Here is a 21,040-nt window from a genome sequence, read left to right as displayed (position 1 = left end):
TAAAAAAAACCGCCTTTCGGCGGCTTTTCTTGCATCTACTCAAGCTTGGGGATAAGTAATCTCCATGCCTCGTCTGTCACGATGAACTCTCTTGTGTAGTCATTTTTTTTCAGTTCGAAGTACGACGCGGTGACTACAAATTTGCTGATGACTTTTTCTGTTTTCGGCCAGCTTGGCATTAGACCGTCACGATCCGGTTGACCAAACTTGCTGTTGAAGTATCTAAACCCTGCGTCGTAAGAACCTTTAGATCCAGGTGTCACTATGGCCTGATAGAAGACGCCCCTGTAGAAGCACAGGTTCACCTTTGCTGCAGGAGCGTCACCAAGCGCGTTCTTTGCGCTTTTCCCTGCATAGCAAACGTGATCCCCGACCTCCCTTGTTACTGGTATGTCTAGGTCTCTTACGGGATAAGATTTACCTAGCTCAAACCCAAGAATCGATATTTTCGGGTTCGGGTCATACTTTACAGGCAGTTCAGAAAGATCATATTTGTATTGATGCTTTATCCCTAAAACTGGGAGCTCTACATACATTACTTTGGAACCAAGAATTGAACCGACAAATGCAACTGATAGCTCAGGGACAAGGTTTCGCGAGTCTCTAGTACCGAACGGAACCTCATTTACAGCGCCAACATCAAATCTGACAGGAACATCACAGGTTGCCATATCCTTTTTCGGACATCCTTCAACTGACGCACCGGCAAGCCCGAGCATTGCCGAGGGTGCTCCGTCACCCTTATCAAAAATGATCAGATTCAGTGTAGGGCCACCGCCACCGATGGGTACTGCACCCTGCCTGTACATGGTCGTACTAGTCGATCGCATTTCATCATTGATTTCTGAGCGCTCCCATCCAGCATTTGCTGAAATCGGGAAAACGCACGAAAGGAGTATTGCCGCCCTGAGCATTGAATGAACCCTCTCCATATTTATGGCAGCAATCTACCATCATCGGAGTTCAGCTTCGACAGCCCAGCAGCCTCTTCAAGCCGGGACAGCCGGCGCTCAAGCAGCTCATCGGCCTTGCGCTTTTCCTCGATCATTGCCTCGGGCGAAAGCGGGATATCGTCTTGCGCCGCTTGATCGCCAGTCAGGCCCTGCTGTTCTGCCATGGCTCCTCCGTTAATCCTCTTCTTCTGCCAGTGCGGCCTCGTCCAAGGCGAATATCACCTCGTCGACGAGCCGCCTGGGCAGCGGCAGCGGGTGAGCCTCAAGCCAGTCAGTGATCTCGCGGGCAGATAGCCTCAACGGCTGAACTGCTGCTGCACCAACCAGGTAGCGCCGGCCGCGTGCCGCATTTCGGAACACGTTCAGCAGGCTGCCAGTGATCACATCCAGTTCAGGCTCATCCGGCACCGCAATGCGCAGCTTCTGGTAGATCAGGCTTCGCTTTGCGGTTCGCTGGCCCCACTCCCGCTCCCATTCGAAGCGGGCGACTGCTTTCCCTTGATCTCGTCCTGCTCTGCCCGGTTGTCGGCGGCAATGGCCGCGGCGCGGCGCAGGACGAAGTAGAAGAACTCGGAATCACCACGCAGCATCTCGGCGCAGGTGTTTTCGCTGTAGGCCAGGGGCTTGCCGTTCTCGTCCTGGGCACCTTGCCAGTCTTGGACGATGAAGGACGCCAGGAGCAGGCAGTGGTTATCGTGCTCGGTCTTTTCGCCCTCGATCACGCCCACCGCCTCCTGGCCGAACTGGGCATCGTTGCGGGCCAGGCGGCGGCGCATGCGCTCCAGGGCGATCTGGTACTGCTGGTTGTCCAGCGGCATCAGCAGAATCTTGGTATCGGCATCGAACTCTTCCCAGCGCGCCTCAGCGTTCTTGGTGGTGTCGATCTTTTTCAGCTTGAGAGCCATGAATCTTCCTCACGCCACGCCATAAAAGGGCCGGCCCGGGCGGCGTTATCCCGGGACGGCCAAAGGTGATTCTGGTTACGCTGTGACCGTGATCGCCGAGGTGGCGGTCTTGGTCGGGTCCGACACGCTGGTGGCGGTGATGACGGCCGAGCCCTCGGCAACGCCGGTGACCAGGCCTGTCGAGTTGACCGTGGCAATCGACGGCGCCGAGCTGCTCCAGGTGACGCTCTGGGATGCGCCTGATGGAAGCGCGGAAGCGGCCAGCTGGCGAGTCGCTGCAACGGCAATCGAAGCAGTGGTCGGGGTTACCGACACGCTGGTGACTGGCACGAACGGAACTCGGGTAATGGTCGGCGCCTGCTTGGCCACGGTGTAGTTCAGCGTGACCTCGATCAGTTCGCGCTTGCCGCCGCTCGGCAGGTCGCCGTCGACCTCCAGCGCCGGGAACGACAGGTCATAGCGGTTGCCCAGGCTGTCGATGATCGGAAATTCAACCGCTACGGTTTTCCGAGTGAAGGTGTTCTTCCAGATCTGCCAAGCCAGCGGTGACCAGGCCAGGGTGATGGAGCCGGTGATCGCCGCCTCGGTGGCGATCTGTGCGCCAGGCCCAAGCTTGCCGTTACCGATGCAGCGCTGCGCCTGCAGGCTGTTGTCGAGGTTGACGGTCAGAGCAGACACACACGCCTGACCCTCCAGGCTCTGGCCATCCACCGTGATGGAGCCGACGTTCTGATTGCTCATGAACGGCGTGGTGGTCGGCGGGCTGATGGACGCCACGGTATTGGTGTCGCCATCGGCATAGTCCAGGCCGGCCATGGTGAAGGTGGCAGTGATCTTCCCGTCAGACGGGATATCCAGGGCGAAGACCGAGACGTGCATACCCTTGAACAGGGCGTAAACGTTCACGTCGTTGAAGTTCTTCGCGACGGTGAAGGTCCGGCGCGTGCTGCCTACGGTCAGGACGTCATCGTCCCAGGTTCCGTAGAAGGCCGCTTCCAGCAACTTGTCGAAGGTGCTGTAGGACAGTTCGCCTACCAGATCACCTTGGATATCGGTACTGGAGACCACCGAACCTTGGCTGATGCGCGATTCGGTGATTTCGTCGCTGACCTGCGTGTTCACGGTCGGCGACAGGGTGTTGCTGGTCAGGCGCAGGGTATCCCAGTTGCCTGTGGTCGGGGTGATGCCGGGGGTGACCTCGGGAATGAGGTAACTGGTGACGCGGGCGCCAGAGGACATGCGCATGTCTCCTTTCTGCGGGCATAAAAAAACCCGCTCAAGGCGGGACTTCTGGATTGGTAACCTCAGGCTGCTTCGAAGCCCAGGGTCATTTGCAGTTGGTCACGCCAGTATTCGACCTGGTGCTCTAGGCCTGGCTTCTTGTTCCGCCAGCGAGCCAATTCACGGCCGCTCAGGCTTGCAACAGCCTTCGCGTCATCAAGGGCACGGCAAGCGCGGTCAAATTGCTGCTTCTCGTTCAGCTCACCGCGCAGCAAGGCATCAATGTGCAGGTCGGCCCATACAGCGAACTTGAGGTCGAGCCATCGAGCAAAGGCAACGCCTAGCTTCGGATGCAGCCATGTACCGCTCTGGTAGCGACCCCGACGCGTTTCTAAAAGTGACTCAGGATCACAATTAAGAGCCTCGGCTAGAACACCCATGTACTGCTTGGTTTCATCCTGCTTTAGCCAATCGACTGGGCGCTTACCGAAGCGCTTTGCCACATCGGTGGCATTGATCCAGCCCTCGCTGTTGAAGCGAACTGCCTGACCTTGGTAGTGAAACGGAATGACGTTGCTCTCGATCATCTGTGACACCTCGTTCATCAGGCGAATAGAGACGCAGCCGGGGCGGACGGATGAACGAACATCCACCTTTCGGCTGTACGGGCCTAGGCTGCGTGTTTGGTTGCCTTGCGGCAGAAATTGGTCAGCCGGCGCGGAACCGGACGTTCACGTTGATCTGGTAGTAGCTCTCGAAGTCGCCTACCACGATCGGGGATGCCTCAAGGCACTCGATATGGCCGTCCTGCCAGGACTGGAAGTGGTCCGACAGAGCGTCGGCCAGCTTGTTGATGTCCGACAGGCCGACAGCCATCCGGCAGAAGCACTGAATCACCACTTGGCCAGGCCGGCGGTAGTGCGGCTTGTCCGCCATACCCGCGAACCCAGCGGTGGCGTATTGGATCTCGAACGCACACCAGACACCGGTGGCGGGAGGCTTGAATACCCCGCCACCCGGCTGCGGCGCGTTCGCATACTCAATACGCGCCTGCTCGATGCCAGTGAACGACGCCATGCGGGCCGTGAGCGTCTTGCGGACTGTCTCGAAGGGTACGGTCATATCAGCTTCTCGGTCACAGCGATAAAGGAAATCTCGTACACACCCTTGGGCGCCATGCGGCTGTATCCGTCAGGCGTGATCTTTACGCTTGGGCCGCTTGGATAGCCGCCGAACTCGATGATCTCGCCGTACACGCTGTTGTTCTGCACGAAGACCGTGCTGAAAGGCTTCAGATCGGTCAGCGCGGCACGGGCTGCGCTTCTGGTTTCGGTGCCGAGGATGTCGAGCCTGGTGTTGACGCTGTAGTCCTCGGCGCCTATCGACACGATGTTGTTGGCCATGTAGTTGCCGCTGTCGATCGGCGCATGGATAGTGATCTCGTCCACCAGCTCGATGACGATGCTGCGCTGCATCTCCACCAGGTCTTCCTCGATCTGGTCGGCGAACAGCACGGGCGACAGCGACCAGCCGGCCATCAGGTCGCCCTCAGCTGAATCTGGTAGTGCACGCCAACCGGGTCGGTGGTGGCTTCCATAACCCGGTACTGCTTGGGCTGGCCGGTGATGAGGTCCGGCGCGGTGACGATGTGCTCGGGCGCCGGCTTGTCAGTCACTTCGTTCACCAGAGCAATCAGTCGAACATCGGTGGCCAGGATGTTGATTCCGTCTACCTGGTCCTTCTTGTAGCGGCTCAGCACGCCGCGGCCGGTGTAGGTGACCGGCTGGGCGGTGGTCACCTCCTCTACCGGATCCAAGACGCCTTCGCCCGGGTAGGTGCCGGTGAAGTCGCGCACCGCCTCAGCGAATGCTGTATCGAACAGTCGCCCGAACGACGACTGCATGGTGCTCTTGATCGGCATGTCACACCGCCTGGCTGGTCTTCCTGAGTGAGTATTCGACGACGCAGCGGCAGCGGATGCGCTCATTGAGCGGAGCACCAAGCGAGGTGTCGCAGGGGAACATCAGCATTGCGCCGCTCGGAGAGGTGAACGGCTGATCGGCCATGACCACCAGCCCATTCATTGCTGCATGGGTGTGCCGGACCTTGCTGTCTCGCATGGAGCGCCAGGTCTTGGCGAAGGTGTACACGCCGTTACTGCGTGCAGTGAGCTGCTTCCAGCCCTCCTCCCGGCCCTTGTTGTAGGCCTCGGCGGTGTTGGTCTGGGCCAGCGCCTCGGCATAGGTGCCAAGCAGGCGCTGGGCGTAGGCTGAGGCAGCGCGATCGATGATCGCCTTCGGCACCGGCCGCTTCTGCTCGATCGCCTCGCGTACTGCCGCATCAAAGGCTGGATCACGACGCAGCCGGGTCAGGTACTCGCGCATGCGCACAGGGTCACCACTGGCCAATTGGTCGCGCGCTCGCTGGGATGCCTCGGCAGCCGGCCCATTCAGGCCCACTACGCCGCCGGTGCGCCGCCCAGTCTGCTTGCTCATCCGGCCCGCCAGGTTCAGCGCAGCGGTGCGCGCCGTATCGCCCCGGTCACGCCCCATGGACAGCACCACCCGCACAGCTTCAGCCTGTTCGCGGGCAGCCTGCTCGCGCAGCGCGTCGGCCTGGTTGGCCAGGAACGAGGTAACGTCAGGATGGCCCATGTCGACCTCCCGGCGTACGCCTGGGATGATGACCGCCACCAGCTCCTTGCTTGCGCCCCGGGCATACACTGCACGGAGACGCTCGACCAGCAGCGCGAATAGCCCGAGGGACAGGATCTCGGCTATCCGGTCTTCGTCGTTGTCCTCGACCGCCTGCTCAAGCTCGCTGATGCTCACATAGCGCACGGTCTGCGCGACCTGATCCAGGTAGGCCTGCTGCACCTCGATTTCAAGGCGCTCGGTCTCAGCCTCTACCTCGGAGGCCTTCATACGACAAACACCGCCACACCGCACAGCCTGTTACTGCGCAGGAGCGGTGCCACCAACTCATCCACTACGGTCAACACCGGGCGCGTCGGGACGCCGCCATCAGTCGAGGCCTGGTACTCGATCTCCAGCACGTCGACCTTCTGGCGCTTGATGGCCTCGGCAGCCACGTAGTCAGGGCTCAGGCTGCCAGGATTCACCAGTTCGCGCAGCGCCGCCTCGTAGGTGGCCCGTTCAATCTCCGCTGGCACCTCGTCAGGCGGGATAGCCGCGCCTTCGTTGTCCGTTGCGCCGGTGCGGGGCCACTGGAGCTCCTGCGCCCGGCCACCGGTCTTCACGCCGGAGAACATCGAATCCCAGCGACCGCAGCTGTTCTGCTGCTGGTACTTTCCGTCGATGTAGGCCGATGCCCTGATCAGCGCCGCCTGCTTCGCTTCGTCACTGCCGGCCCAGGCAACATTCGCCCGGGCAGAGTGGTAGGCGTCGGCGCCTGCGACGGATCCGTAGAATTCTGGCATCGGGATGTCTCGAATAAGTGGGCGGCGAACCGCCCGGGGTTGTTACGGTTGCTTGGCCAGTTCGGCCTGCAGCTCTTCCAGGGTGACGTCGTCGCCGACATCAATGCCCTTTTCCTTGAGCTTGGCGATGGCCTCTTCCTTGGCCTTGGCTTCAGCCTCGACCAGGCGCTCTTGCAGGGTTTTCAGGCTGGAGTTCTTGCCAGCCTCGATACCCAGCGCCTTCAGCTTGGCGAACAGCGCTTCCTTGTCGCCATCGTCGGCCTTCGGCGCAGTGCCGGAGACCTTCAGGAAGTCCAGGCGGGAGGCCAGCTTGTGGCCCTGCTCGGTCAGATCGACCTCGCGGGACTCGCCTGGCGTGAGGAACACCACGCCAGTGGCTGTGTGCACACCCTGCGGCGCCTTGGAGTTGTTGGTCACTTTCATGGTGATCTCCTATCAGGCAGCCGGGGCGGTGATTTCGTCGAGGTACGCGAAAGCGCCTGGCAGGCGGATCTCGGTACCGCCAGTGCGGGCGATGATGCCGGTCTCGAAGCCCATGATGGACTTCTGGCGCGGCGCCAGTACACGGCGAGGCATCGGCAGGTGGAAGCGAACCACCTCAGGGTCCTTGCGGTAAGCAACCAAACGACCACCGCCGTCCTGGGAGGCGTTGCGGGCCTCGCGCAGCGGCTGGATGTCCAGCGCCTGGCCGGTCTCGGCGGTGTAGATGTTGTTGCGGCGGATGAACTCCAGCACGGTCATGAAGCCGTCACCAGCCCCCATGCGGCGGGTGGCCAAGTCACGGAAGGCGTCTGGCGGCATGCGCAGGGTGTCCGCCCATTCCACCTCGCTGGTGTTGGTGCGGACGCTGCTCAGCACGCCGTTGATGTCAGCCAGGATCTGGTCAACAGTCTTGCTCGCCCAGAAAGTCGAACTGCCGGTGCCGGTAGCGGCCGCGTCAGTGCGGGAAACGATGGTGCTGTTCAGCAGGCCGGTCCAGTTCTTCTCGGTCGAGCCGCGCATCGCGATGTCGTTCAGCAGGCGCTCAACCTTGTCCGCGGCGCTCATGGCCTTGGTGTCGTTCAGGTTGACGCCGTACAGGGCAGCCTGGTTGATCTCTTCCAGGTTCCACTCCCAGCCGGAGCCGATCATGGCGAAGTCGTGCGACGCCTGATCGCGGGTCACCTGGTTGAACGGCATGTCGGTACCGGCGCCGCTGAGGAACTTGGCCTCGCCGGCGGTATCGACGGTGAAGAAAGTGGTGCCGATAGCCCACGGCTGGCCTTCGGTCACGACCGGCACGTGCGCGGCGTAGTTGAAGGCTGGGTAGCGGCGTTGGTAGACGCGGGTCTCGATGTTGCGGCCCTGGGCCAGAACGAACGGGAGCGCCGCCTGAGCGTCTTCGAAGCGAGTCATGTTGTAGTTCCCTCGGCCTTAGGCGTAAGCAATCGGGCGCAGGCCCATGGAGATTTCGACGATGTCGCCGTTCGCGCCGGAGGTGTCGAACACGACATCTGGCAGCGGGCCGACGATGCCAGCGCCGGTTGCAGCGACGTAGCGGTGGGTGGTCGGGTTGTAGAACACCTCGCCGCCGTCCACGACATCGCCGCCAGCCTGGACCTTCATCGGGCCCTGGGTCATGAAGGCGCCGGTGAAGTACTGCGGGTATCCGTCAACCAGAGTCGAACCCTGGGCAACCGGCGGAACGGCTGGATTCAGAACCGCAAAGCCGATGAACACGCCGGCGGACAGCGGAACAACGCCGTGGTCGCCGGAGCCGCGCTGGACCGGGGCACCGAAGCGGATGCCCTCAGCGTTCTCTACGGTGCGGGAGATCTTGTTGCACTTCTCCTCGCTCGCGATCTGGCCGACCAGGCCCTTGGCCGGGGCATTGGTATAGGTGGTTTGGTAGGTAGCCATCGCTGGTTCTCCTTAGGCCTGGGCCGGGCGGTGGGCGGTTTGCATGTCAGCGATCATCTGCAGACGCGCCTTTTCAGCGTCGTCGCCGGTGGTCTTGCTGTCCTGCTGGATCATGTGCTGACGGAACGGGTCGCCCGAGGCGTTCTTCGCGGCGTCCTCGACCAGCAGGTCGAAGCGAGCGTCGATGTACGCTTCGGTCTTGCCAGCGATGGCGGCGTCGCCCAGCTTGGCGACGACCACGGCCTTGCGGATCTCGGCATCGCCCTTGCCGGTGTAGTCGGCGTCGGCGATGGACTTGGCCTTGGTGATCAGGTCGGCACGCGCCTGGACACGCTTGTCGATGTCGGCGTCGCTGAGCTGCTTGGCCTTCAGGCCGTCGAGCTCGGCATCCTTCTTGGCCAGGTCTGCATCCTTGGCTGCCAGCGCGGTCGCATGGGCATCCTTCAGCTGCTGAATGGTGGTCGCCGAGTCGTTCAGCTGCTTGGTCAGCTTGTCGATCGCCTGGGCGCCCTGGTCGGTGGTTTGAACGGAAAGGCCATCAACAATGACCGTGCGCAGGGAATCAGCCATTTGATGGCCTCCTTTTGGGGGTGTGGGGTCGTTATCACCGATGCGAAGCTTTTCGCCGCCCCGAGCGCGATGCTCCAGGCTCAGGTGATTCATTTTCATGGGGCCGAGGTAGACGTCGAAGTGCTCGCCATCCGGGGTCTTTCCGTCCTGGAACACCACTTCGGCGCCGTAGCCCATGGACAGCTCACGCTTGCCGGCTTCGTAGTCTTCGATGGCCTTGGCGTCCATCAGCACCAGCGGCACCTTGACGAACTCGCCATCGCGGACGACCTCACCACCGGTCTGGCCGATTGCGTGGTCTTTCCAGTTCTTGGCGTTGACGCCCTCGCCGCCCGGGTGGCCGTTGGTCATGGGCCGGTAGGCGTAGGACTGCATGGCGTCCTTGTGGAATACCGAGCTCTCTGGCCGGTACACCTTGACGATCGGCTTGTCGCGCAGGCCGTGCTCGTTGTCCGGGTCGATCTCGGTGCCCAGGTAGTCCTGGATGCCGGTGCGAGCGACTCGGGCCTCGGCCACCAGGTAGCCGTCCGCCGTCCGCCGCACATTGGAAGCGGTGACAGAGTCTTGAAGGATCATGGTTTACCTCAGGGATGCAGGTCTTCGAAGATTTCCGGCCCGAATTCGATCTTCCCGCGGTACGGCTCAACCTTGCTAAGGTCAAGGTCGCCAGCGGCGTAGGTGATGGTCACGTGAGGCTGGTACTCCTCGTAATCCCACGAGGCTCCGGCTTCCCGGATCTGCATGTGTCGCCAGGCCAGCTCGGACGAATTGAACAGCAGCACGACCGCGCCTTCACCGCCCAGCGGCTCGACTAGGCGCGCACCGCCCGGGGCGACGGTCAATCCGCCGTCCTGCCGGCTGCCCCAATCGCCACCAACCTTCATCCAGTCCAGCGCCTGCCGGCTGTATGCGATGGTGACGTGCAGGTCATCTGCCGGGACCGTGGACTCGAAGCCCTGGGCCTTGGCCCATGCCAGGATCTCGGAGCCGTTGGTGACCTTGCGCTGCACGTACAGCGGCCGCGGGGCTGCGTCACCGAGAGAGGCAGTGCGCGACGGGGTCTTGTTACCCTCATCGTCGGTCTCCGGATCTTCCTCGTCCGGCAGTTCGGCGCCGAACTTCTTGATAGCCGCCTCAAGCCCAGGCATGACGCTTTGCTCGACCAGCAGGTTTACCGACGCTTGCGATAGCGCATCGTCCGGGAACAGCCCAGAGTCCTTGAGCACCTTGATGGTGTCCGCCGTGGTCTTGCCGATGTCGGCGCGCTCCTTGGCGGTTGGCTGCCAGAGTGGTGCCCAGGTGTAGTGAATCTCTTTCGGGCGGTCACCAAGCGCGGAGCGGATCAGGCACTCATCCAGCACGCCCATGGCCGGCTTGATGTCCAGCTTTTGCCGGGACGCGACGTTGTCGTAGTAGTTGCGGGTGTTCTCTTCACCATTCGCGCCCAGGCCGCTCGATGGCTGGCCAAACATGCGCGTGATGGGAACATCGAATGCCCCGGCCACGCCCTGTTCCGTCTTGGCAATGACATCAGGCAGCGTGCTGAAGCTGGCCGACTTGGAGGTATGGGTCTCTTGGCCATCCAGAATCAGCGTGCCGTTAATGCCCTTGGCCGTGGCCGCCAGGCGCAGACGCTCGAGCAGCTGCCGCTCGTAATTCTTGTCCTGCATGCTCGTCATCAGGTTCGGGATATTGATGACGTCAATCTTGGCCTCGTAGACAAGGCTGACCACGTTGGCCACGGTCTCGTCGTAGCGACGCACGGCAGGCAGCGCAGCCAGCAGCACCGAATCGCCCCACCCGAATGCAGTACCTACAGCCAGATCAGGGTCTGGGTGAGGCGTGCCGACAAAGATCACCAGGCGAGACGGGTGAATCTCAACCATCGACCCAGGCAAGCGGTAGGCCTTTGGCTTCCCGTAGCGCGGGCTCTGCGGATCCTGCTCGATTTCCGTGGCACTGAGCTGACGCCGGGTCATCACAGCCAGGTACTTGATGCCGCCCTGCCTGATCCGATCAGGCTTAAGCTCGGAGGCCGTGTCGCGATCACCTGTGCCGATGAACACAGCTGCACCGCCGAACAAGCGAGCCTTCAGCAGCGCCTCAAGGATCTTACCCCTGACGCTCAGCCGCTCTTCCTCGGCCTCGATGAGCTCGATCTGCTCGTTCTTGGCCTGCCAGCTGCGCCAGTTACGACACGCATCAATGGCAGGGATGCTGACGCCCTTCTGCGCAGTCCACGAACCGCGAAAGGCGTTCAGCAGCTGCAGGTCGTCCATCTCCGGAATCGCGTAGTGCGAGTGGGATGCCTTGTCGCGCGCAGTACCCAGTCCAGCGACAAGGTTCTGCAGGCTGTCCTTGAGGAAGGTGTATGCGCTCATTGGTTGCTCACGTTTGCGAGTGTGTAGCCGCCCGCAATCGGGAAGCGCTGGACAATGAAGTATCCCAGTGCGTCGACCGGGTCTTCAGTGCCGTCCTTGTTTGGTTCGCCTTTGTCTGTGTAGGCCTGCTGCTCCAGCACCTGGGTGGTGACCGGGCAGTTGTCGGTGTTCACCAGGTAGCGCCTATGGCCCTCACCGTTCAAGAGCATGGCGTTCACGGCCAGGACTCGATCCCGGACCTCTGGGTTGGATGGATTGACCATCACAGGGAAACCAGCGGCCCTCAGCAGCGTATGGTCTGACTCGCTCCCGTTGACGCTCTTGCGGTTTTTCCCGCTGGCGTCCGGGTACACCGTGATGCTGTGCCCCGGGAAGCGCCGCTTCAGTTCTGCGATCATCGCCGGCGTGTCGAACAGGCTCGTAGCCTCTTCCAGTAGCATTGGCAGGCCGTCACGGATGACGTGAATCGTCGCTGCCATCCGGTTGATGTTGAAGTCCATACCCACATGGAGTTGCTCACCAGGCCGAATCGTGGCGTTGGTGTGGTTCTTGTGCCGGCAGAAGTTCGGGTAAACGCTGCCAGAGGTCAGGTTGACGAACAGGCCGTCGATGTAGGCATCCACCAGGTTGGCCGGGTAAGACCTGCGCAGCGATGGGATGTAGTCCTTTGGCAGGTTCTTGGCGTTCTGCCGCGTGGAAGCGTGCACGATTCCGTAGAACTCTTTCTGCGCCGGGTCGGAGGCCAGCTCCTTGACGAACTTGCGATAGACCCAGTTGAAGCCCTCCGGCGTGGTGGTCACGTCGATGGTGTTCTCGGCCCGGCTGGGCCAGACCGTCGACATACGCGCGATGATCTTCTTCCAGGCGCTGTCGGCCTTCTTGATCGGCATGCAGTCGATCTCATCCACCAGTGCATGAGCGATGTTGAAGCCCACGATCTTGTGGGGATGCTCCATGCTCTTGCAGATGATGGTGGACAGCAGGCGCCCGCGCCGGTCTCTGAGGTGCACGCGCTTGTTACTGGGCACTATGTCAGCCACAAGGCCGAACGCCTCAGCAACGACCGGAATGGTGTCGTAGAAGATGTCCGCGATGTGCGGATAAGTCGGTGCGAAGTAGCCCTGCGGGATTCGCGGGTGCTCCAGCGCGTTGATACATAGCCTCACGCAGCCGACGAACGTCTTTCCGCTGCGGTAGCCGCCCACGAACGCAGAGAACTTCTTCGGGTGGCTGATGAAATCGAACTGGGGCTTATTCAGCTTCAGGGTCGCTTGCATCTTCAACCCCAATTATTACTTGCTTGGGCTCTGGCACATCCTTGTCTGGATCTGCCAGTTCGCGCTGAAGCTTCTGGATGTTCAGCCGCTTGATCTCATCGTCCAGTGACTTGTCAGGCTCGACCTTGCGGTTGACGTACGCATCCCCGACCTCCTTGGCTGCCTGCTCAAGGATTTGCAGGGCCAGCCCGTAGTTGCGCATGCCTTCGACCTTTTCGGCCATCCTGGCGAGCGCACGGAGCCGATAGGCCCGGTTGGCAATGGGGATATCAGCTGTCTCCTCGCGGAAACGCTTGCGGGTGTCCTCGAACAGGACTACCCAGCGCTTGGCCAGGTTCTTGCCCTGCCGCTTGGTTGGGTCGTGACTCTCCGCCGTCTGGCGGCTGATCTCAATGCCGAATTCTTTGTTGACGGCCTCGGCCACCTGCGATGGCGTATCGAAGCAGGCCAGCGCCTGAACGATGAAGGCCTTCACCTCGTTGCTCAGGGCTGCCATAGATTGGGTTCCGTCAATTGCCTGTCAAATATCAAGCCGACTTAAGCAGGCAGGTTCCGCAGGCCCTCGAAATGTTGATCTTGGCCACCTCAGGCGGCCGGCTTGCAGCGTCAGATATGCGCCCAGGACTTCCTGTTCACGACATCTAGCGCCGTTCGCTTGTGCACCCCGTATCGGTCAGCAAGGCATTCAACGCTGGCTGATCCAGAGGCGTGCAGGCTGCGCATCTCCAGCACTTCGACTTCGCGCAGTTTCGCCTGGCCGTTCAGTTCGCCCTTCGCGCTCTGAAGTCCGGCCGCGTATGCATGCTGCTGGTTCGCAGATGAGGTGATCCATTCCAGGTTGGTAACAGAAGCATTGCCCTTGTTGCCGTCGATGTGGTTGACCTCAGCCCCTGGAAATGGAGGTTCACCAAGGAAAGCAATTGCCACAAGCCGATGAACCAGCTCTGTGCGCTTACCTCCCGGGAAGCAGAGGTCGACACTCAGGTAAGGCCTAGACTTGCTTCTGCCTGGGGTCTTGAGGATTGACCCGGCCTTGGCGCAGGTCCTCGATGTCAGCCTTTTCACTCGTCCATGGTTGCTGATGGCGTAGTCTGGATAAGCAGCGATCGTTTTCCATTGTTCAAGCATTACGCAGACCTCAACATGCATGTACCACATGCATTGGCTATTGACGCTCGGCTGACGGATGGTGGGGACCTGGCAGCTTCAACCATCCGAGCCAGGTCGCCTTCTGGATGCCCTACGCCATAACGCTGGACAATCGAGACGAACTCGCTGACGTCATGTCCGCGCAGGTAGAGCTTTGGTAGCCCTTCCTGGGTGAACTTCGGTGCACCGTGCTCGTCCTCGGATTGGCCGATGTGGTACAGCTCATGCTCGACCAAGGCGCAGAACTCAGCCTCGGTGCACTGGGCGCAGTAGTCGCCGGCCAGGGTGATGAGGAACTCCGGCTCTTCGCCGAACCAGTCACGCATCTGCTGCTCTTGGCGCGCCTTCTGCCAGCCTCCCGCGCGGATCATCAGCTTCTCAGCCTGGCCCAGCACTGACCTTCCCTTCTTCGCGAAGCTGGATGACGCCCACATGACGCCGATGCTCGCATCGATCAGATGGGCATGCTCTTCGTTGTGGATGCTGCCAGTGGTGGCGAGGATCTCGGCTTGTATCCATTCCCACACTTCGGGTGCAGGCGTGAGGATGAGGAATGGCGATTCGAGCAGGTCGGCCGGCGGCATTGGCCTGCTCACGCCGGCTGCACCGTGACTACCCCGCGAAGCCTACGGGTGTAGATCTCCTCGCGGGCCGGACGTTTCGTCTTCACAGGCCGCGGGGCATACACGCACACTCCGGCAGCGGTATCGCACCAGAGAACGTTCTCCACCTTGTGACCGTTGACGAACACCCAGCGCAGTCCGCGTCCGTCAGAGTGGCGATGGAAGCTGGATGGCGCAGGCATAGGTCAGACTCCAATACGTCGGCCAGAGATAACCTCGCCCAGGCTCAACCCGTGACGGGTGCGGCTGGACTCGACTCCATCAGCTTGATCCTTTGCCACCATTGCGTCAGCAACCATGTCGGCCTGCTGGCCGCTGGGAAACTCTCCAACCATCGAGGATGAAGCACTATCAGCGTCGGAGGCGTAGCGGCTCACGATGTAGCGGGTAACGGGACGAACTTGGTATTCGGTCTTCATGGGATATCTCCGGCCTGCGCACAGGCTGAGCGTGATGGGTAGGTGAATCAGGCGAACGGATCAGCCGGCTTGGCGATCGAGCGCACAAACCACATGAAGCCCTGCTGCAGGTTGGTCTTGGCCAGGGCCAAGGTACGTTGGTCCACGCCTTCGATCTGGCCGATCTGCTTAAACAGCTCGCCGGCGTCGGCCTCCAGGGCCTTGATCGAGTTCATCCCGTCAATCTCGCTTTGGGTGAGGTCGCGGTAGCCGGTGATCTTCTTGTGCTGGTTGTCCATGGTGGATCCTCTGGTGGTCGCGCCACGAAACGGCGCATGTCTATTTTGTGGCGCGCGGCCTTTGCCTGGACTGATCGAACAGCCGGGCCACATTGCCCCTTGAGCGCAGCGCCAGGATGAACAGGATCCCGAATATCAGGGTGCTGGGGAGTGATGTAGCAGGCCACTGCCCGTACAGCAGGATTGCACCGATGATGCTCAGCCACTCCTGGCCGAACAGGGAGGCGAGGCAGAAGGCGCACAGGCTGGGCAGGAACTTGTAGCTGGACCCGCCCCTCCGGTACATGAATGCGATGACAAAGCAGATCCCGCCGCAGAACCCGGCGTGCGCCAGGGTGATGGTTTGGTCTAGGGTCATTGGCCCCCTCGCTTGGGGAACAGGCTGCCGATTGCTGCTGGCAGCTCGGTTACCCACTTCGGCAGTTTGCCGGTGGTGATCGACTCCAGAACGCTGATGCTCACCAGGACGGTGGCGAGGCCACAGCTGAATGCGGCAATGCCGCTGGTTTTGGTCCAGGCCTGGGCCAGGATCTCGGCAGAGCCGTAGTACCCGCCGATCCAGCCGGCGAGCAGGTAGCCCATACGCTGCCAGAGGGTGATGTCCTTGGCCCACAGGATGAAGAGCAGTGCGCCACCGAAGGCGCAGACAACAGCGTTCAGATCAATCGTGGGAAGGCAGCTTGCCAGGGCAATGCCGCCAAGCCCTACAACCGTGCAGGCAGCTGCAGAAGCGGCATCGACCATGTTCAGTCCCTTAGTGCTTGTAGCGGAATGGCGCAGGGCCGCGGAAGTCCACGCCCGTGGTAAGTGCCCATACCGCAAAGATGAGGATGCCAACGCTGAGCGCTGCAGCCAGGAAGAGTGCCCGGCGCTCTTGGGGTGAGCCGTCGGGTCTTTTGAGGCCCTGGATGATGAAGAGGCACCCGAGGAAGATGTTCGCGCTGATGTCGCGATGCATGGCGTAGCTGGCAAGAGCCATGGCGAAGGCCAGGAGACTCCAGCACGTTGACCGGGACATTCTGCCTCCGGGACTGTTGAGGGCCTCTTTGGGCAATAAAAAACCCGGCTTTTTGGGCCGGGTTCAGGATGTTTTCGCCATAGGCGAAATTATGACGATGGCGAAATAGTGCCAAAACACTCCTCAAACTGTCAAGCGGCTATTTCCTGCGTCTCGTCATTGCGTTCACGGAGCCTTTCCACCACCCGGGCGACAGGCTTGAGCGCCTGCTTGTCGAGCTTGTCCACCTGGCTGCAGAGGGCATCCCATACCTCCTGCCAATCCCTTGCCCAGTTCTGAGGGTTCATCTTCTCGCCAGTCCGGTCCTCGACGAACATGCACACCGCCCCCGGCCCCATCGCCTCGCCGCCGTGGACGAGGATTTTGTGCGACTGAAGCGCTGCCATGGCCATCCAGTAGGCTCGCTGCTTCTTGCGGTCTGTGAGCGCTTCCAGGCCGCTTCCAAGCCATACCAGGCCATGGGAGATGCTCAGGTCGTTACCGCTAGCCACGGGCGAGTACAGGAAGTGCCCGAGGTGGCGCAATGACTTCGGCAGCGAGTCGATGGCCTGAAGCACCAGGCCGGCGGTCAGCATGTGGGCGCAGCGGTCGTTGGTGAGGCGTCGGCCCGGGCGGGTTTCCTGCACCCCTTCCTTGCGAACCTCGTACACTTTGCAGACCTCCTGACCGTCGTGGTTCTCGAGCATGACCATGATCTTCACGTCGGCGGAGCCACCCTTCTTGCCCAGGGCTGCCTGCTCTGCGGCCACGGCCAGGGCGGATGCGCGGTTCTCGTGCAGTGCGTCGTGCCAAACTTGGCGGGCGCTGATTACTTTCATGGTTGCTCCCCCTGGATTCGATTGTTCTTCTTCAACAGAAATTCTTCGTAGCTGCGCTTGCGGCGCACCGCGCCCGCCCAGGACAGCGACACACCACCCACCGCCATGAGGGTGGCCAAAATCAGAAATCCCCATGCTGGTGTCATGCTGCAGCCCTCCTCAGGTCTTTGAGCTTCTGCCTGTACAGGGCCTTGATGGCCTGCAGGTCTTCGATGGTGTAGCGGCGGGCTGATTGGTCCCTTTCCAGGGCCTCTACAGCTTCCAGGCCGATGCGCTCGATGAGGCCGATCCGGTAGTCCGCTACGTTCCCGGATAGGTATCGGTTGTCGTGCTTCGACTGGGCGTGGCAGTTGTTCTCGTCGAAGCGCAGGTGCGGGGCGGCACCGGTGCTGCGATAGTGGCCAGCGTCGACCGCGTTGCCGTTCCAGTCGAGCGGCCGCCCGCTGGAGATGCAGCGATACCCCGCCAAACGGTCCCGCTCGCGGATATACGCGTTGAACGCCTGTTGAGCCTCCCGTAGGTGGTCACCCTTCGTCTTCAGCTTCTCCCGGCGCTCCTGCAGGTCCTGGCGGGCCTGCTTGGTGATAGCCTTGGCCGCAACCTTCTGTAGCTTCGGATCTTTGGCCATGGCCTTGGCACAGGCGATGCTGCACACCTTCTGCGTGGTCATGGTCGGCTTGAAGCGCTGGCTGCAACCTGGTGCCTTGCACTTCTTCAGTTTGATCTCAGCTACGCGCATGGCTCGGCCTCCGATGCGTAGATGATTCCGGCCGCGACTGCCTTAGCGACGAGCTCTGTTCGGTTTGTGGCGTTCAGATGCAGGCGGGCATCTACCATCCTGCTGCTGACCGTTCCTGGCGAAATGCCGAGCTCGCGAGCGATCTGCTTGCCGCTCTTCCCTGTTGCAGCAAGAACCACACACTGCACCCCGCGCCGCGTCAGGCCATGGCCATACAGCCCTCGCCAGCCGGGCGCTGCGAAAACGCCTTGGTCCTTGTTTCGCTTGAGATTTGCTTCCTGGCTCTTCATGCCGCCGCCTCCCACTGCTCAGGCATCTGCCCTTTCGGCTCGCTCCAGCGCACACCGCGCTCGGAGCCGAACACGTACATGCACTCGATCACGTCGCCCAGCTCAGCCACGGACATGCGCCGGGTGCTGACGCCCAGCATCACGACACCGCCGTTGATGCCAGAGGCCATGCGCACCTCCTGGCGGGCTGCCGCGGTCATCAGCGCCTTCCAGTCCTCGCTATCGAGCTTCTGCATGACACCGTTCACCGGCCATTCAACCTGGTGGGCAATATCGGCCAACATGGCCCAGAGCTTCGCGTTCTGCTCCAGGGTTCGGCGGGACTTGACCGGCCGGACGATGATCTCGATGGCCCCAGCCACGGCAAGTTCGGTGGCGAACAGGTAGGCCAGCCGACACACGTCACGGACACGACTCGGGCCCGAGGACCAGAAGTGGCGAGGTTTTGCGATTGCTTCAGCCACGCTTCACCCCCTTGCATCCCGCCCTGATAACCCTGGCCGCCCTGATGAAGCCGCTGGCAGTTCCGCAAAACATCGCCCAGGCCAGGTACAGCGCGTACATGGCCAGCATCGCGCCGCCGGCGCCCATGACCGCGTAGCCAACGAGTTGAGCGAAATTATTCATGGTCATGGCTTGCCCCTTACGCAGCTGGTGCGAACGATGCTGAATGCGCCCTCAAGGTCGGCCTTGGCCTGCACAGCGGCCTGCTGGCAAGCCTCGGCAGAATCCATCGGGACGGAGGTCATCGCCGAATCCTTGCCGGCAGTGAACAGAACGATCAGGAAGTAGGCGGCGATCATTGCGCCACCTTCAGGCCTTGGGCCTCGATGGCGGCGACAACCTGCGAAGCGAACATTTCTGGCGCGGGGTCACCTTCAAACTCGTAATGAGGCTTAGGTAGTTCCACCACCACGGCCTCGCGGGAGGCCTGCCAGGCCCATGCGGCTGCTCCCATAATCGCCATAGCGGTATCATCCTTGGCCGCTATCGCTTCAGCTGCCCCAAAACCAAACACCTGGAGAAAGGCAGCTTCAAACTCGGATTTCATCGCCTCGGGCATCATCTTGTTGGTGTCCATCAGTGCTTCTCCTTCTCGATGCGCGAAATGAAGCGGACCATCAGTACCGCCATCAGCAAAATGAAAGGCCCGGGGCCGATAGCGAGGAACCAAAAACCACTCACTGGCCAGTCAGCAACCAGGTCGGTCACCCACATGCACCACTTCCCGATCACAAAGGCCGCACATCCCACCAGCCACGCAATTACAAGAACCTTGGCCATCACAAAGCCTCCCCGGCCGGCTGCCCGGCGCGCTTGATGTTCAACTGAGCAATGGCGACGCGTGTCTGCCGCTTGCGCAGGTATGTGTCGACCCGGCGGCGCTGGGATTCCTTGGAGCGCTCGCGGTCCTTCTTGGCCTTGGCGGCTGTGAGGATGCAGCGCACCTCAGCCAGCTTTTCGCGGACCTTGGGGCTGACCTTGGCTCGCACTTCACCAGTGATCAGGCCGGCGATGGCGCGGCCATCCTCAGTGGGAGGGGCAATGCACAGGTGAGCCAGATGCTTGGCTCCCGCCTCCTGACTGATCAGCTTCGAGCGGACCGCAGACTCGATAGCCGTGACGCGGCGTGCCGGGTCGTAGCCAAGAGAGACTTCCCACTTGGCAGGAAGAGCGTCAGCCCTGGCGGCGGTGACCAACCGCTCGTAGGCGCTCATGAAGGCCATACGTGCGCCCACCTTGTCGCCAGCCTCAAGCACGGGGCAGGACGCGGTCATGGCCTGGCGTATCTCGGCGGTCATCACCACCGTTTCGCTTTCGTCGCTGGCCGACAGGGCAATGGCCCAGGCCTCGTCCTTGCCGGGGTGTCCATCAGCGGCCTGGGCATGCTTGAGGATCGCGGACACGGTCAGGCGACCACCTTCACGACGGCAGGCGCGTAGAGCATTGGTCAGCACGGATTCGCTGTACTCGCGCAGGTCATCGACCATCAGCAGCGCGGCGCCTTGGGTGAGTTGCTGGCCCATCACCTCGGCAGTGGCAAACAGGGACAGCAGCAATTGATCTTGCTGGGTGTCATTCAGCATGGGTTGCAGCCCTCTTGGCTCGAAGCGCTTCCAGGGCTTGCTCGGCGGCGCTGTAGTTGGCTTGGGTTTGCTCGATCTGGCGGGCAGTGGTGCCAGTCATCTGGCGATTGGTGACCCACTGGGTGTGGTATGCCTCGGCGTTCTGGAGCAGGTCGCCAAGGCTGTGCATGCGGTTGACCAGCTTGCTGTCGTTGATTCGGACGAAGTAGGCGGCGACGTGGTGGGCAACATCGACACCCAGGCGGTCAACCAGCTGACCAATCTGCCCGCCTGCTTTGGCGTTCCACACCGGCCATGCGCCGTGGCGGCTTCGGTAGGCCATGGCGTAGTTGGCCCAGGCCTTGAAGGTTTTGCAGGACGGGTCTTTCGGGCCTGGCATGTCGGCTGGGATTTCACAGCGCGGCGCGGCGGACGAAACCAGCGTCAGCGCGGCAGGTTGCGACGGCGCAGCCGGGGCTTCCTGCACACTGTGACTGGTACCCTGATTGGTATCCTGATTACTGGTATCCTGATTTGTCGGAGATTTTTCCGACCCAGGCTCGGATTTTTTTCCGACCTTGCTCGGAGATTTTTCCGACCCTGATCGGATTTTTTTCCGAGGTGCAGGCTCGGATTTTTTTCCGACCCTCTCTTGTTTGGTCGGATATTTTTCCGAACCGTCCAGTTTCTTGTTCCACTCCTTGCCCTTGGCAGTGAGCTGCACCAGCGTGATGTTGTTGGTGCTGGAGAGATTGATCAGGCCGGCACCCGCAATCGCTTTCAGGAGGCGATAGGCAGTGTCCGGCTTGTCGGTGAGCAGCGGCAGCTCTTCGACGATCTTCGACTTGCTCAAAGCGTAGAAATCGCCTTTGTCCGTCTTGACCAACTTGGCCCAGCTTGGGCACTCGTAGACGAACGCGAACAGCAGAGCCTGTTGGGCATTCAGCCCCCAGTCGAGCGCCTTCGCCTGGTTGATCGTGACGGTAAATTGCATA

Annotated in this window: 36 protein-coding genes; all 36 read right to left on the bottom strand. The window is 61.4% G+C overall.

Features of this window, described 5'->3' with window-relative positions:
• Nucleotides 1-35 precede the first annotated feature (35 nt).
• The 36 genes from J3A98_RS07870 to J3A98_RS07695 all read right to left on the bottom strand — a co-directional run bounded on the left by J3A98_RS07870 (nt 36) and on the right by J3A98_RS07695 (nt 21,039).
• Nucleotides 36-809, bottom strand: a complete 774-nt coding sequence (locus J3A98_RS07870; RefSeq protein WP_209965158.1) for a hypothetical protein — start codon at nt 807-809, stop codon at nt 36-38.
• A 125-nt stretch (nt 810-934) separates the two neighbouring features.
• The gene (locus J3A98_RS07865; protein ID WP_209965156.1) at nt 935-1,117 is read right to left on the bottom strand and encodes a hypothetical protein; all 183 of its coding nucleotides are present in this window, start codon (nt 1,115-1,117) and stop codon (nt 935-937) included.
• A 10-nt stretch (nt 1,118-1,127) separates the two neighbouring features.
• Nucleotides 1,128-1,367: a hypothetical protein gene (locus J3A98_RS07860; RefSeq protein ID WP_348635635.1), complete on the bottom strand. Its 240-nt coding sequence runs from the start codon at nt 1,365-1,367 to the stop codon at nt 1,128-1,130.
• A 17-nt stretch (nt 1,368-1,384) separates the two neighbouring features.
• A complete protein-coding gene (locus tag J3A98_RS07855; protein ID WP_209965153.1) occupies nt 1,385-1,858 on the bottom strand; it encodes a hypothetical protein in 474 nt (157 codons plus the stop codon).
• Between the two features lie 75 nt (nt 1,859-1,933).
• Entirely contained in the window at nt 1,934-3,097 is a 1,164-nt protein-coding gene (locus J3A98_RS07850; RefSeq protein ID WP_209965151.1) for a phage tail tube protein, read from the bottom strand.
• 65 nt (nt 3,098-3,162) lie between these two features.
• Nucleotides 3,163-3,666: a KilA-N domain-containing protein gene (locus tag J3A98_RS07845; protein ID WP_209965148.1), complete on the bottom strand. Its 504-nt coding sequence runs from the start codon at nt 3,664-3,666 to the stop codon at nt 3,163-3,165.
• A gap of 121 nt (nt 3,667-3,787) precedes the next feature.
• Nucleotides 3,788-4,201: a phage tail terminator-like protein gene (locus J3A98_RS07840; protein WP_209965146.1), complete on the bottom strand. Its 414-nt coding sequence runs from the start codon at nt 4,199-4,201 to the stop codon at nt 3,788-3,790.
• A complete protein-coding gene (locus J3A98_RS07835; RefSeq protein WP_209965144.1) occupies nt 4,198-4,617 on the bottom strand; it encodes an HK97 gp10 family phage protein in 420 nt (139 codons plus the stop codon). The genes J3A98_RS07840 and J3A98_RS07835 overlap by 4 nt, the downstream gene beginning before the upstream one ends.
• A complete protein-coding gene (locus tag J3A98_RS07830) occupies nt 4,617-5,000 on the bottom strand; it encodes a hypothetical protein (protein ID WP_209965143.1) in 384 nt (127 codons plus the stop codon). The genes J3A98_RS07835 and J3A98_RS07830 overlap by 1 nt, the downstream gene beginning before the upstream one ends.
• A gap of 1 nt (nt 5,001) precedes the next feature.
• Nucleotides 5,002-6,003: a phage minor head protein gene (locus J3A98_RS07825; RefSeq protein ID WP_209965140.1), complete on the bottom strand. Its 1,002-nt coding sequence runs from the start codon at nt 6,001-6,003 to the stop codon at nt 5,002-5,004.
• On the bottom strand, nt 6,000-6,518 hold the full coding sequence (locus J3A98_RS07820) for a DnaT-like ssDNA-binding protein (protein ID WP_209965138.1): 519 nt from the start codon (nt 6,516-6,518) through the stop codon (nt 6,000-6,002). Before J3A98_RS07820 ends, J3A98_RS07825 begins: the two co-directional genes overlap by 4 nt.
• A 42-nt stretch (nt 6,519-6,560) precedes the next feature.
• Nucleotides 6,561-6,941, bottom strand: coding sequence for a hypothetical protein (locus J3A98_RS07815; protein WP_209965135.1), 381 nt, complete (start codon nt 6,939-6,941; stop codon nt 6,561-6,563).
• A 12-nt stretch (nt 6,942-6,953) separates the two neighbouring features.
• Nucleotides 6,954-7,913 (bottom strand): DUF2184 domain-containing protein, encoded by a 960-nt coding sequence (locus J3A98_RS07810; protein WP_209965133.1) that lies wholly within the window; start codon nt 7,911-7,913, stop codon nt 6,954-6,956.
• A gap of 18 nt (nt 7,914-7,931) precedes the next feature.
• Nucleotides 7,932-8,417, bottom strand: coding sequence for a hypothetical protein (locus J3A98_RS07805; protein WP_209965130.1), 486 nt, complete (start codon nt 8,415-8,417; stop codon nt 7,932-7,934).
• A 12-nt stretch (nt 8,418-8,429) separates the two neighbouring features.
• Entirely contained in the window at nt 8,430-9,563 is a 1,134-nt protein-coding gene (locus J3A98_RS07800; RefSeq protein ID WP_209965127.1) for a DUF2213 domain-containing protein, read from the bottom strand.
• An 8-nt stretch (nt 9,564-9,571) separates the two neighbouring features.
• The gene (locus tag J3A98_RS07795) at nt 9,572-11,368 is read right to left on the bottom strand and encodes a phage portal protein (RefSeq protein ID WP_209965125.1); all 1,797 of its coding nucleotides are present in this window, start codon (nt 11,366-11,368) and stop codon (nt 9,572-9,574) included.
• The gene (locus tag J3A98_RS07790; RefSeq protein ID WP_209965123.1) at nt 11,365-12,645 is read right to left on the bottom strand and encodes a terminase family protein; all 1,281 of its coding nucleotides are present in this window, start codon (nt 12,643-12,645) and stop codon (nt 11,365-11,367) included. The genes J3A98_RS07795 and J3A98_RS07790 overlap by 4 nt, the downstream gene beginning before the upstream one ends.
• Complete coding sequence (locus J3A98_RS07785) at nt 12,620-13,141, bottom strand: DUF2280 domain-containing protein (RefSeq protein ID WP_209965120.1); 522 nt, start codon at nt 13,139-13,141, stop codon at nt 12,620-12,622. The genes J3A98_RS07790 and J3A98_RS07785 overlap by 26 nt, the downstream gene beginning before the upstream one ends.
• 110 nt (nt 13,142-13,251) lie before the next feature.
• Nucleotides 13,252-13,773: an NUMOD4 motif-containing HNH endonuclease gene (locus tag J3A98_RS07780; RefSeq protein WP_209965117.1), complete on the bottom strand. Its 522-nt coding sequence runs from the start codon at nt 13,771-13,773 to the stop codon at nt 13,252-13,254.
• The gene (locus J3A98_RS07775) at nt 13,773-14,378 is read right to left on the bottom strand and encodes a putative metallopeptidase (RefSeq protein WP_209969762.1); all 606 of its coding nucleotides are present in this window, start codon (nt 14,376-14,378) and stop codon (nt 13,773-13,775) included. Before J3A98_RS07775 ends, J3A98_RS07780 begins: the two co-directional genes overlap by 1 nt.
• 224 nt (nt 14,379-14,602) lie before the next feature.
• Nucleotides 14,603-14,836 carry a hypothetical protein gene (locus J3A98_RS07770; RefSeq protein WP_209965115.1) on the bottom strand — a complete coding sequence of 78 codons (234 nt, stop codon included), beginning with the start codon at nt 14,834-14,836 and terminating at the stop codon, nt 14,603-14,605.
• Between the two features lie 47 nt (nt 14,837-14,883).
• Nucleotides 14,884-15,114 carry a hypothetical protein gene (locus J3A98_RS07765; protein ID WP_015269843.1) on the bottom strand — a complete coding sequence of 77 codons (231 nt, stop codon included), beginning with the start codon at nt 15,112-15,114 and terminating at the stop codon, nt 14,884-14,886.
• 40 nt (nt 15,115-15,154) lie between these two features.
• Nucleotides 15,155-15,472: a phage holin family protein gene (locus J3A98_RS07760; RefSeq protein ID WP_064590627.1), complete on the bottom strand. Its 318-nt coding sequence runs from the start codon at nt 15,470-15,472 to the stop codon at nt 15,155-15,157.
• Entirely contained in the window at nt 15,469-15,858 is a 390-nt protein-coding gene (locus J3A98_RS07755) for a putative holin (protein WP_064590629.1), read from the bottom strand. Before J3A98_RS07755 ends, J3A98_RS07760 begins: the two co-directional genes overlap by 4 nt.
• A 10-nt stretch (nt 15,859-15,868) precedes the next feature.
• Nucleotides 15,869-16,132 (bottom strand): hypothetical protein, encoded by a 264-nt coding sequence (locus J3A98_RS07750; RefSeq protein WP_209965113.1) that lies wholly within the window; start codon nt 16,130-16,132, stop codon nt 15,869-15,871.
• Nucleotides 16,133-16,263: 131 nt separating this feature from the next.
• The gene (locus J3A98_RS07745) at nt 16,264-16,950 is read right to left on the bottom strand and encodes a hypothetical protein (RefSeq protein ID WP_209965112.1); all 687 of its coding nucleotides are present in this window, start codon (nt 16,948-16,950) and stop codon (nt 16,264-16,266) included.
• Nucleotides 16,947-17,096, bottom strand: coding sequence for a hypothetical protein (locus J3A98_RS07740; protein WP_209965110.1), 150 nt, complete (start codon nt 17,094-17,096; stop codon nt 16,947-16,949). The genes J3A98_RS07745 and J3A98_RS07740 overlap by 4 nt, the downstream gene beginning before the upstream one ends.
• Nucleotides 17,093-17,689 carry a recombination protein NinG gene (locus J3A98_RS07735; protein ID WP_209965107.1) on the bottom strand — a complete coding sequence of 199 codons (597 nt, stop codon included), beginning with the start codon at nt 17,687-17,689 and terminating at the stop codon, nt 17,093-17,095. The genes J3A98_RS07740 and J3A98_RS07735 overlap by 4 nt, the downstream gene beginning before the upstream one ends.
• Nucleotides 17,680-17,979, bottom strand: a complete 300-nt coding sequence (locus tag J3A98_RS07730) for a helix-turn-helix domain-containing protein (protein WP_209965105.1) — start codon at nt 17,977-17,979, stop codon at nt 17,680-17,682. Before J3A98_RS07730 ends, J3A98_RS07735 begins: the two co-directional genes overlap by 10 nt.
• Nucleotides 17,976-18,443, bottom strand: a complete 468-nt coding sequence (locus tag J3A98_RS07725) for a recombination protein NinB (RefSeq protein WP_209965103.1) — start codon at nt 18,441-18,443, stop codon at nt 17,976-17,978. Before J3A98_RS07725 ends, J3A98_RS07730 begins: the two co-directional genes overlap by 4 nt.
• Nucleotides 18,436-18,612 (bottom strand): hypothetical protein, encoded by a 177-nt coding sequence (locus J3A98_RS07720; RefSeq protein ID WP_209965101.1) that lies wholly within the window; start codon nt 18,610-18,612, stop codon nt 18,436-18,438. The genes J3A98_RS07725 and J3A98_RS07720 overlap by 8 nt, the downstream gene beginning before the upstream one ends.
• On the bottom strand, nt 18,609-18,782 hold the full coding sequence (locus tag J3A98_RS07715) for a hypothetical protein (RefSeq protein WP_209965099.1): 174 nt from the start codon (nt 18,780-18,782) through the stop codon (nt 18,609-18,611). Before J3A98_RS07715 ends, J3A98_RS07720 begins: the two co-directional genes overlap by 4 nt.
• Nucleotides 18,779-19,060, bottom strand: a complete 282-nt coding sequence (locus J3A98_RS07710; RefSeq protein WP_209965097.1) for a hypothetical protein — start codon at nt 19,058-19,060, stop codon at nt 18,779-18,781. Before J3A98_RS07710 ends, J3A98_RS07715 begins: the two co-directional genes overlap by 4 nt.
• Entirely contained in the window at nt 19,060-19,263 is a 204-nt protein-coding gene (locus tag J3A98_RS07705) for a hypothetical protein (RefSeq protein ID WP_182337185.1), read from the bottom strand. Before J3A98_RS07705 ends, J3A98_RS07710 begins: the two co-directional genes overlap by 1 nt.
• Nucleotides 19,263-20,066, bottom strand: coding sequence for a hypothetical protein (locus J3A98_RS07700; protein ID WP_209965093.1), 804 nt, complete (start codon nt 20,064-20,066; stop codon nt 19,263-19,265). Before J3A98_RS07700 ends, J3A98_RS07705 begins: the two co-directional genes overlap by 1 nt.
• Nucleotides 20,056-21,039: a phage replication protein gene (locus tag J3A98_RS07695; RefSeq protein ID WP_209965090.1), complete on the bottom strand. Its 984-nt coding sequence runs from the start codon at nt 21,037-21,039 to the stop codon at nt 20,056-20,058. Before J3A98_RS07695 ends, J3A98_RS07700 begins: the two co-directional genes overlap by 11 nt.
• Nucleotide 21,040: the final 1 nt, after the last annotated feature.

It is taken from the genome of Pseudomonas sp. BP6, assembly GCF_017875935.1.
Classification (GTDB): domain Bacteria; phylum Pseudomonadota; class Gammaproteobacteria; order Pseudomonadales; family Pseudomonadaceae; genus Aquipseudomonas; species Aquipseudomonas putida_Y.
This window is presented reverse-complemented; position numbering and strand designations above follow the sequence as displayed.

Coding starts and splice junctions, on each gene's coding strand:
- J3A98_RS07870 (WP_209965158.1), bottom strand. CDS start 809: ATGTACAGGCAGGGTGCAGTACCCATCGGTGGCGGTGGCCCTACACTG.
- J3A98_RS07865 (WP_209965156.1), bottom strand. CDS start 1,117: ATGGCAGAACAGCAGGGCCTGACTGGCGATCAAGCGGCGCAAGACGAT.
- J3A98_RS07855 (WP_209965153.1), bottom strand. CDS start 1,858: ATGGCTCTCAAGCTGAAAAAGATCGACACCACCAAGAACGCTGAGGCG.
- J3A98_RS07850 (WP_209965151.1), bottom strand. CDS start 3,097: ATGTCCTCTGGCGCCCGCGTCACCAGTTACCTCATTCCCGAGGTCACC.
- J3A98_RS07845 (WP_209965148.1), bottom strand. CDS start 3,666: ATGATCGAGAGCAACGTCATTCCGTTTCACTACCAAGGTCAGGCAGTT.
- J3A98_RS07840 (WP_209965146.1), bottom strand. CDS start 4,201: ATGACCGTACCCTTCGAGACAGTCCGCAAGACGCTCACGGCCCGCATG.
- J3A98_RS07835 (WP_209965144.1), bottom strand. CDS start 4,617: ATGGCCGGCTGGTCGCTGTCGCCCGTGCTGTTCGCCGACCAGATCGAG.
- J3A98_RS07830 (WP_209965143.1), bottom strand. CDS start 5,000: ATGCCGATCAAGAGCACCATGCAGTCGTCGTTCGGGCGACTGTTCGAT.
- J3A98_RS07825 (WP_209965140.1), bottom strand. CDS start 6,003: ATGAAGGCCTCCGAGGTAGAGGCTGAGACCGAGCGCCTTGAAATCGAG.
- J3A98_RS07820 (WP_209965138.1), bottom strand. CDS start 6,518: ATGCCAGAATTCTACGGATCCGTCGCAGGCGCCGACGCCTACCACTCT.
- J3A98_RS07815 (WP_209965135.1), bottom strand. CDS start 6,941: ATGAAAGTGACCAACAACTCCAAGGCGCCGCAGGGTGTGCACACAGCC.
- J3A98_RS07810 (WP_209965133.1), bottom strand. CDS start 7,913: ATGACTCGCTTCGAAGACGCTCAGGCGGCGCTCCCGTTCGTTCTGGCC.
- J3A98_RS07805 (WP_209965130.1), bottom strand. CDS start 8,417: ATGGCTACCTACCAAACCACCTATACCAATGCCCCGGCCAAGGGCCTG.
- J3A98_RS07800 (WP_209965127.1), bottom strand. CDS start 9,563: ATGATCCTTCAAGACTCTGTCACCGCTTCCAATGTGCGGCGGACGGCG.
- J3A98_RS07795 (WP_209965125.1), bottom strand. CDS start 11,368: ATGAGCGCATACACCTTCCTCAAGGACAGCCTGCAGAACCTTGTCGCT.
- J3A98_RS07790 (WP_209965123.1), bottom strand. CDS start 12,645: ATGCAAGCGACCCTGAAGCTGAATAAGCCCCAGTTCGATTTCATCAGC.
- J3A98_RS07785 (WP_209965120.1), bottom strand. CDS start 13,141: ATGGCAGCCCTGAGCAACGAGGTGAAGGCCTTCATCGTTCAGGCGCTG.
- J3A98_RS07780 (WP_209965117.1), bottom strand. CDS start 13,773: ATGCTTGAACAATGGAAAACGATCGCTGCTTATCCAGACTACGCCATC.
- J3A98_RS07775 (WP_209969762.1), bottom strand. CDS start 14,378: ATGCCGCCGGCCGACCTGCTCGAATCGCCATTCCTCATCCTCACGCCT.
- J3A98_RS07770 (WP_209965115.1), bottom strand. CDS start 14,836: ATGAAGACCGAATACCAAGTTCGTCCCGTTACCCGCTACATCGTGAGC.
- J3A98_RS07765 (WP_015269843.1), bottom strand. CDS start 15,114: ATGGACAACCAGCACAAGAAGATCACCGGCTACCGCGACCTCACCCAA.
- J3A98_RS07760 (WP_064590627.1), bottom strand. CDS start 15,472: ATGACCCTAGACCAAACCATCACCCTGGCGCACGCCGGGTTCTGCGGC.
- J3A98_RS07755 (WP_064590629.1), bottom strand. CDS start 15,858: ATGGTCGATGCCGCTTCTGCAGCTGCCTGCACGGTTGTAGGGCTTGGC.
- J3A98_RS07750 (WP_209965113.1), bottom strand. CDS start 16,132: ATGTCCCGGTCAACGTGCTGGAGTCTCCTGGCCTTCGCCATGGCTCTT.
- J3A98_RS07745 (WP_209965112.1), bottom strand. CDS start 16,950: ATGAAAGTAATCAGCGCCCGCCAAGTTTGGCACGACGCACTGCACGAG.
- J3A98_RS07740 (WP_209965110.1), bottom strand. CDS start 17,096: ATGACACCAGCATGGGGATTTCTGATTTTGGCCACCCTCATGGCGGTG.
- J3A98_RS07735 (WP_209965107.1), bottom strand. CDS start 17,689: ATGCGCGTAGCTGAGATCAAACTGAAGAAGTGCAAGGCACCAGGTTGC.
- J3A98_RS07730 (WP_209965105.1), bottom strand. CDS start 17,979: ATGAAGAGCCAGGAAGCAAATCTCAAGCGAAACAAGGACCAAGGCGTT.
- J3A98_RS07720 (WP_209965101.1), bottom strand. CDS start 18,612: ATGACCATGAATAATTTCGCTCAACTCGTTGGCTACGCGGTCATGGGC.
- J3A98_RS07715 (WP_209965099.1), bottom strand. CDS start 18,782: ATGATCGCCGCCTACTTCCTGATCGTTCTGTTCACTGCCGGCAAGGAT.
- J3A98_RS07710 (WP_209965097.1), bottom strand. CDS start 19,060: ATGGACACCAACAAGATGATGCCCGAGGCGATGAAATCCGAGTTTGAA.
- J3A98_RS07705 (WP_182337185.1), bottom strand. CDS start 19,263: ATGGCCAAGGTTCTTGTAATTGCGTGGCTGGTGGGATGTGCGGCCTTT.
- J3A98_RS07700 (WP_209965093.1), bottom strand. CDS start 20,066: ATGCTGAATGACACCCAGCAAGATCAATTGCTGCTGTCCCTGTTTGCC.
- J3A98_RS07695 (WP_209965090.1), bottom strand. CDS start 21,039: ATGCAATTTACCGTCACGATCAACCAGGCGAAGGCGCTCGACTGGGGG.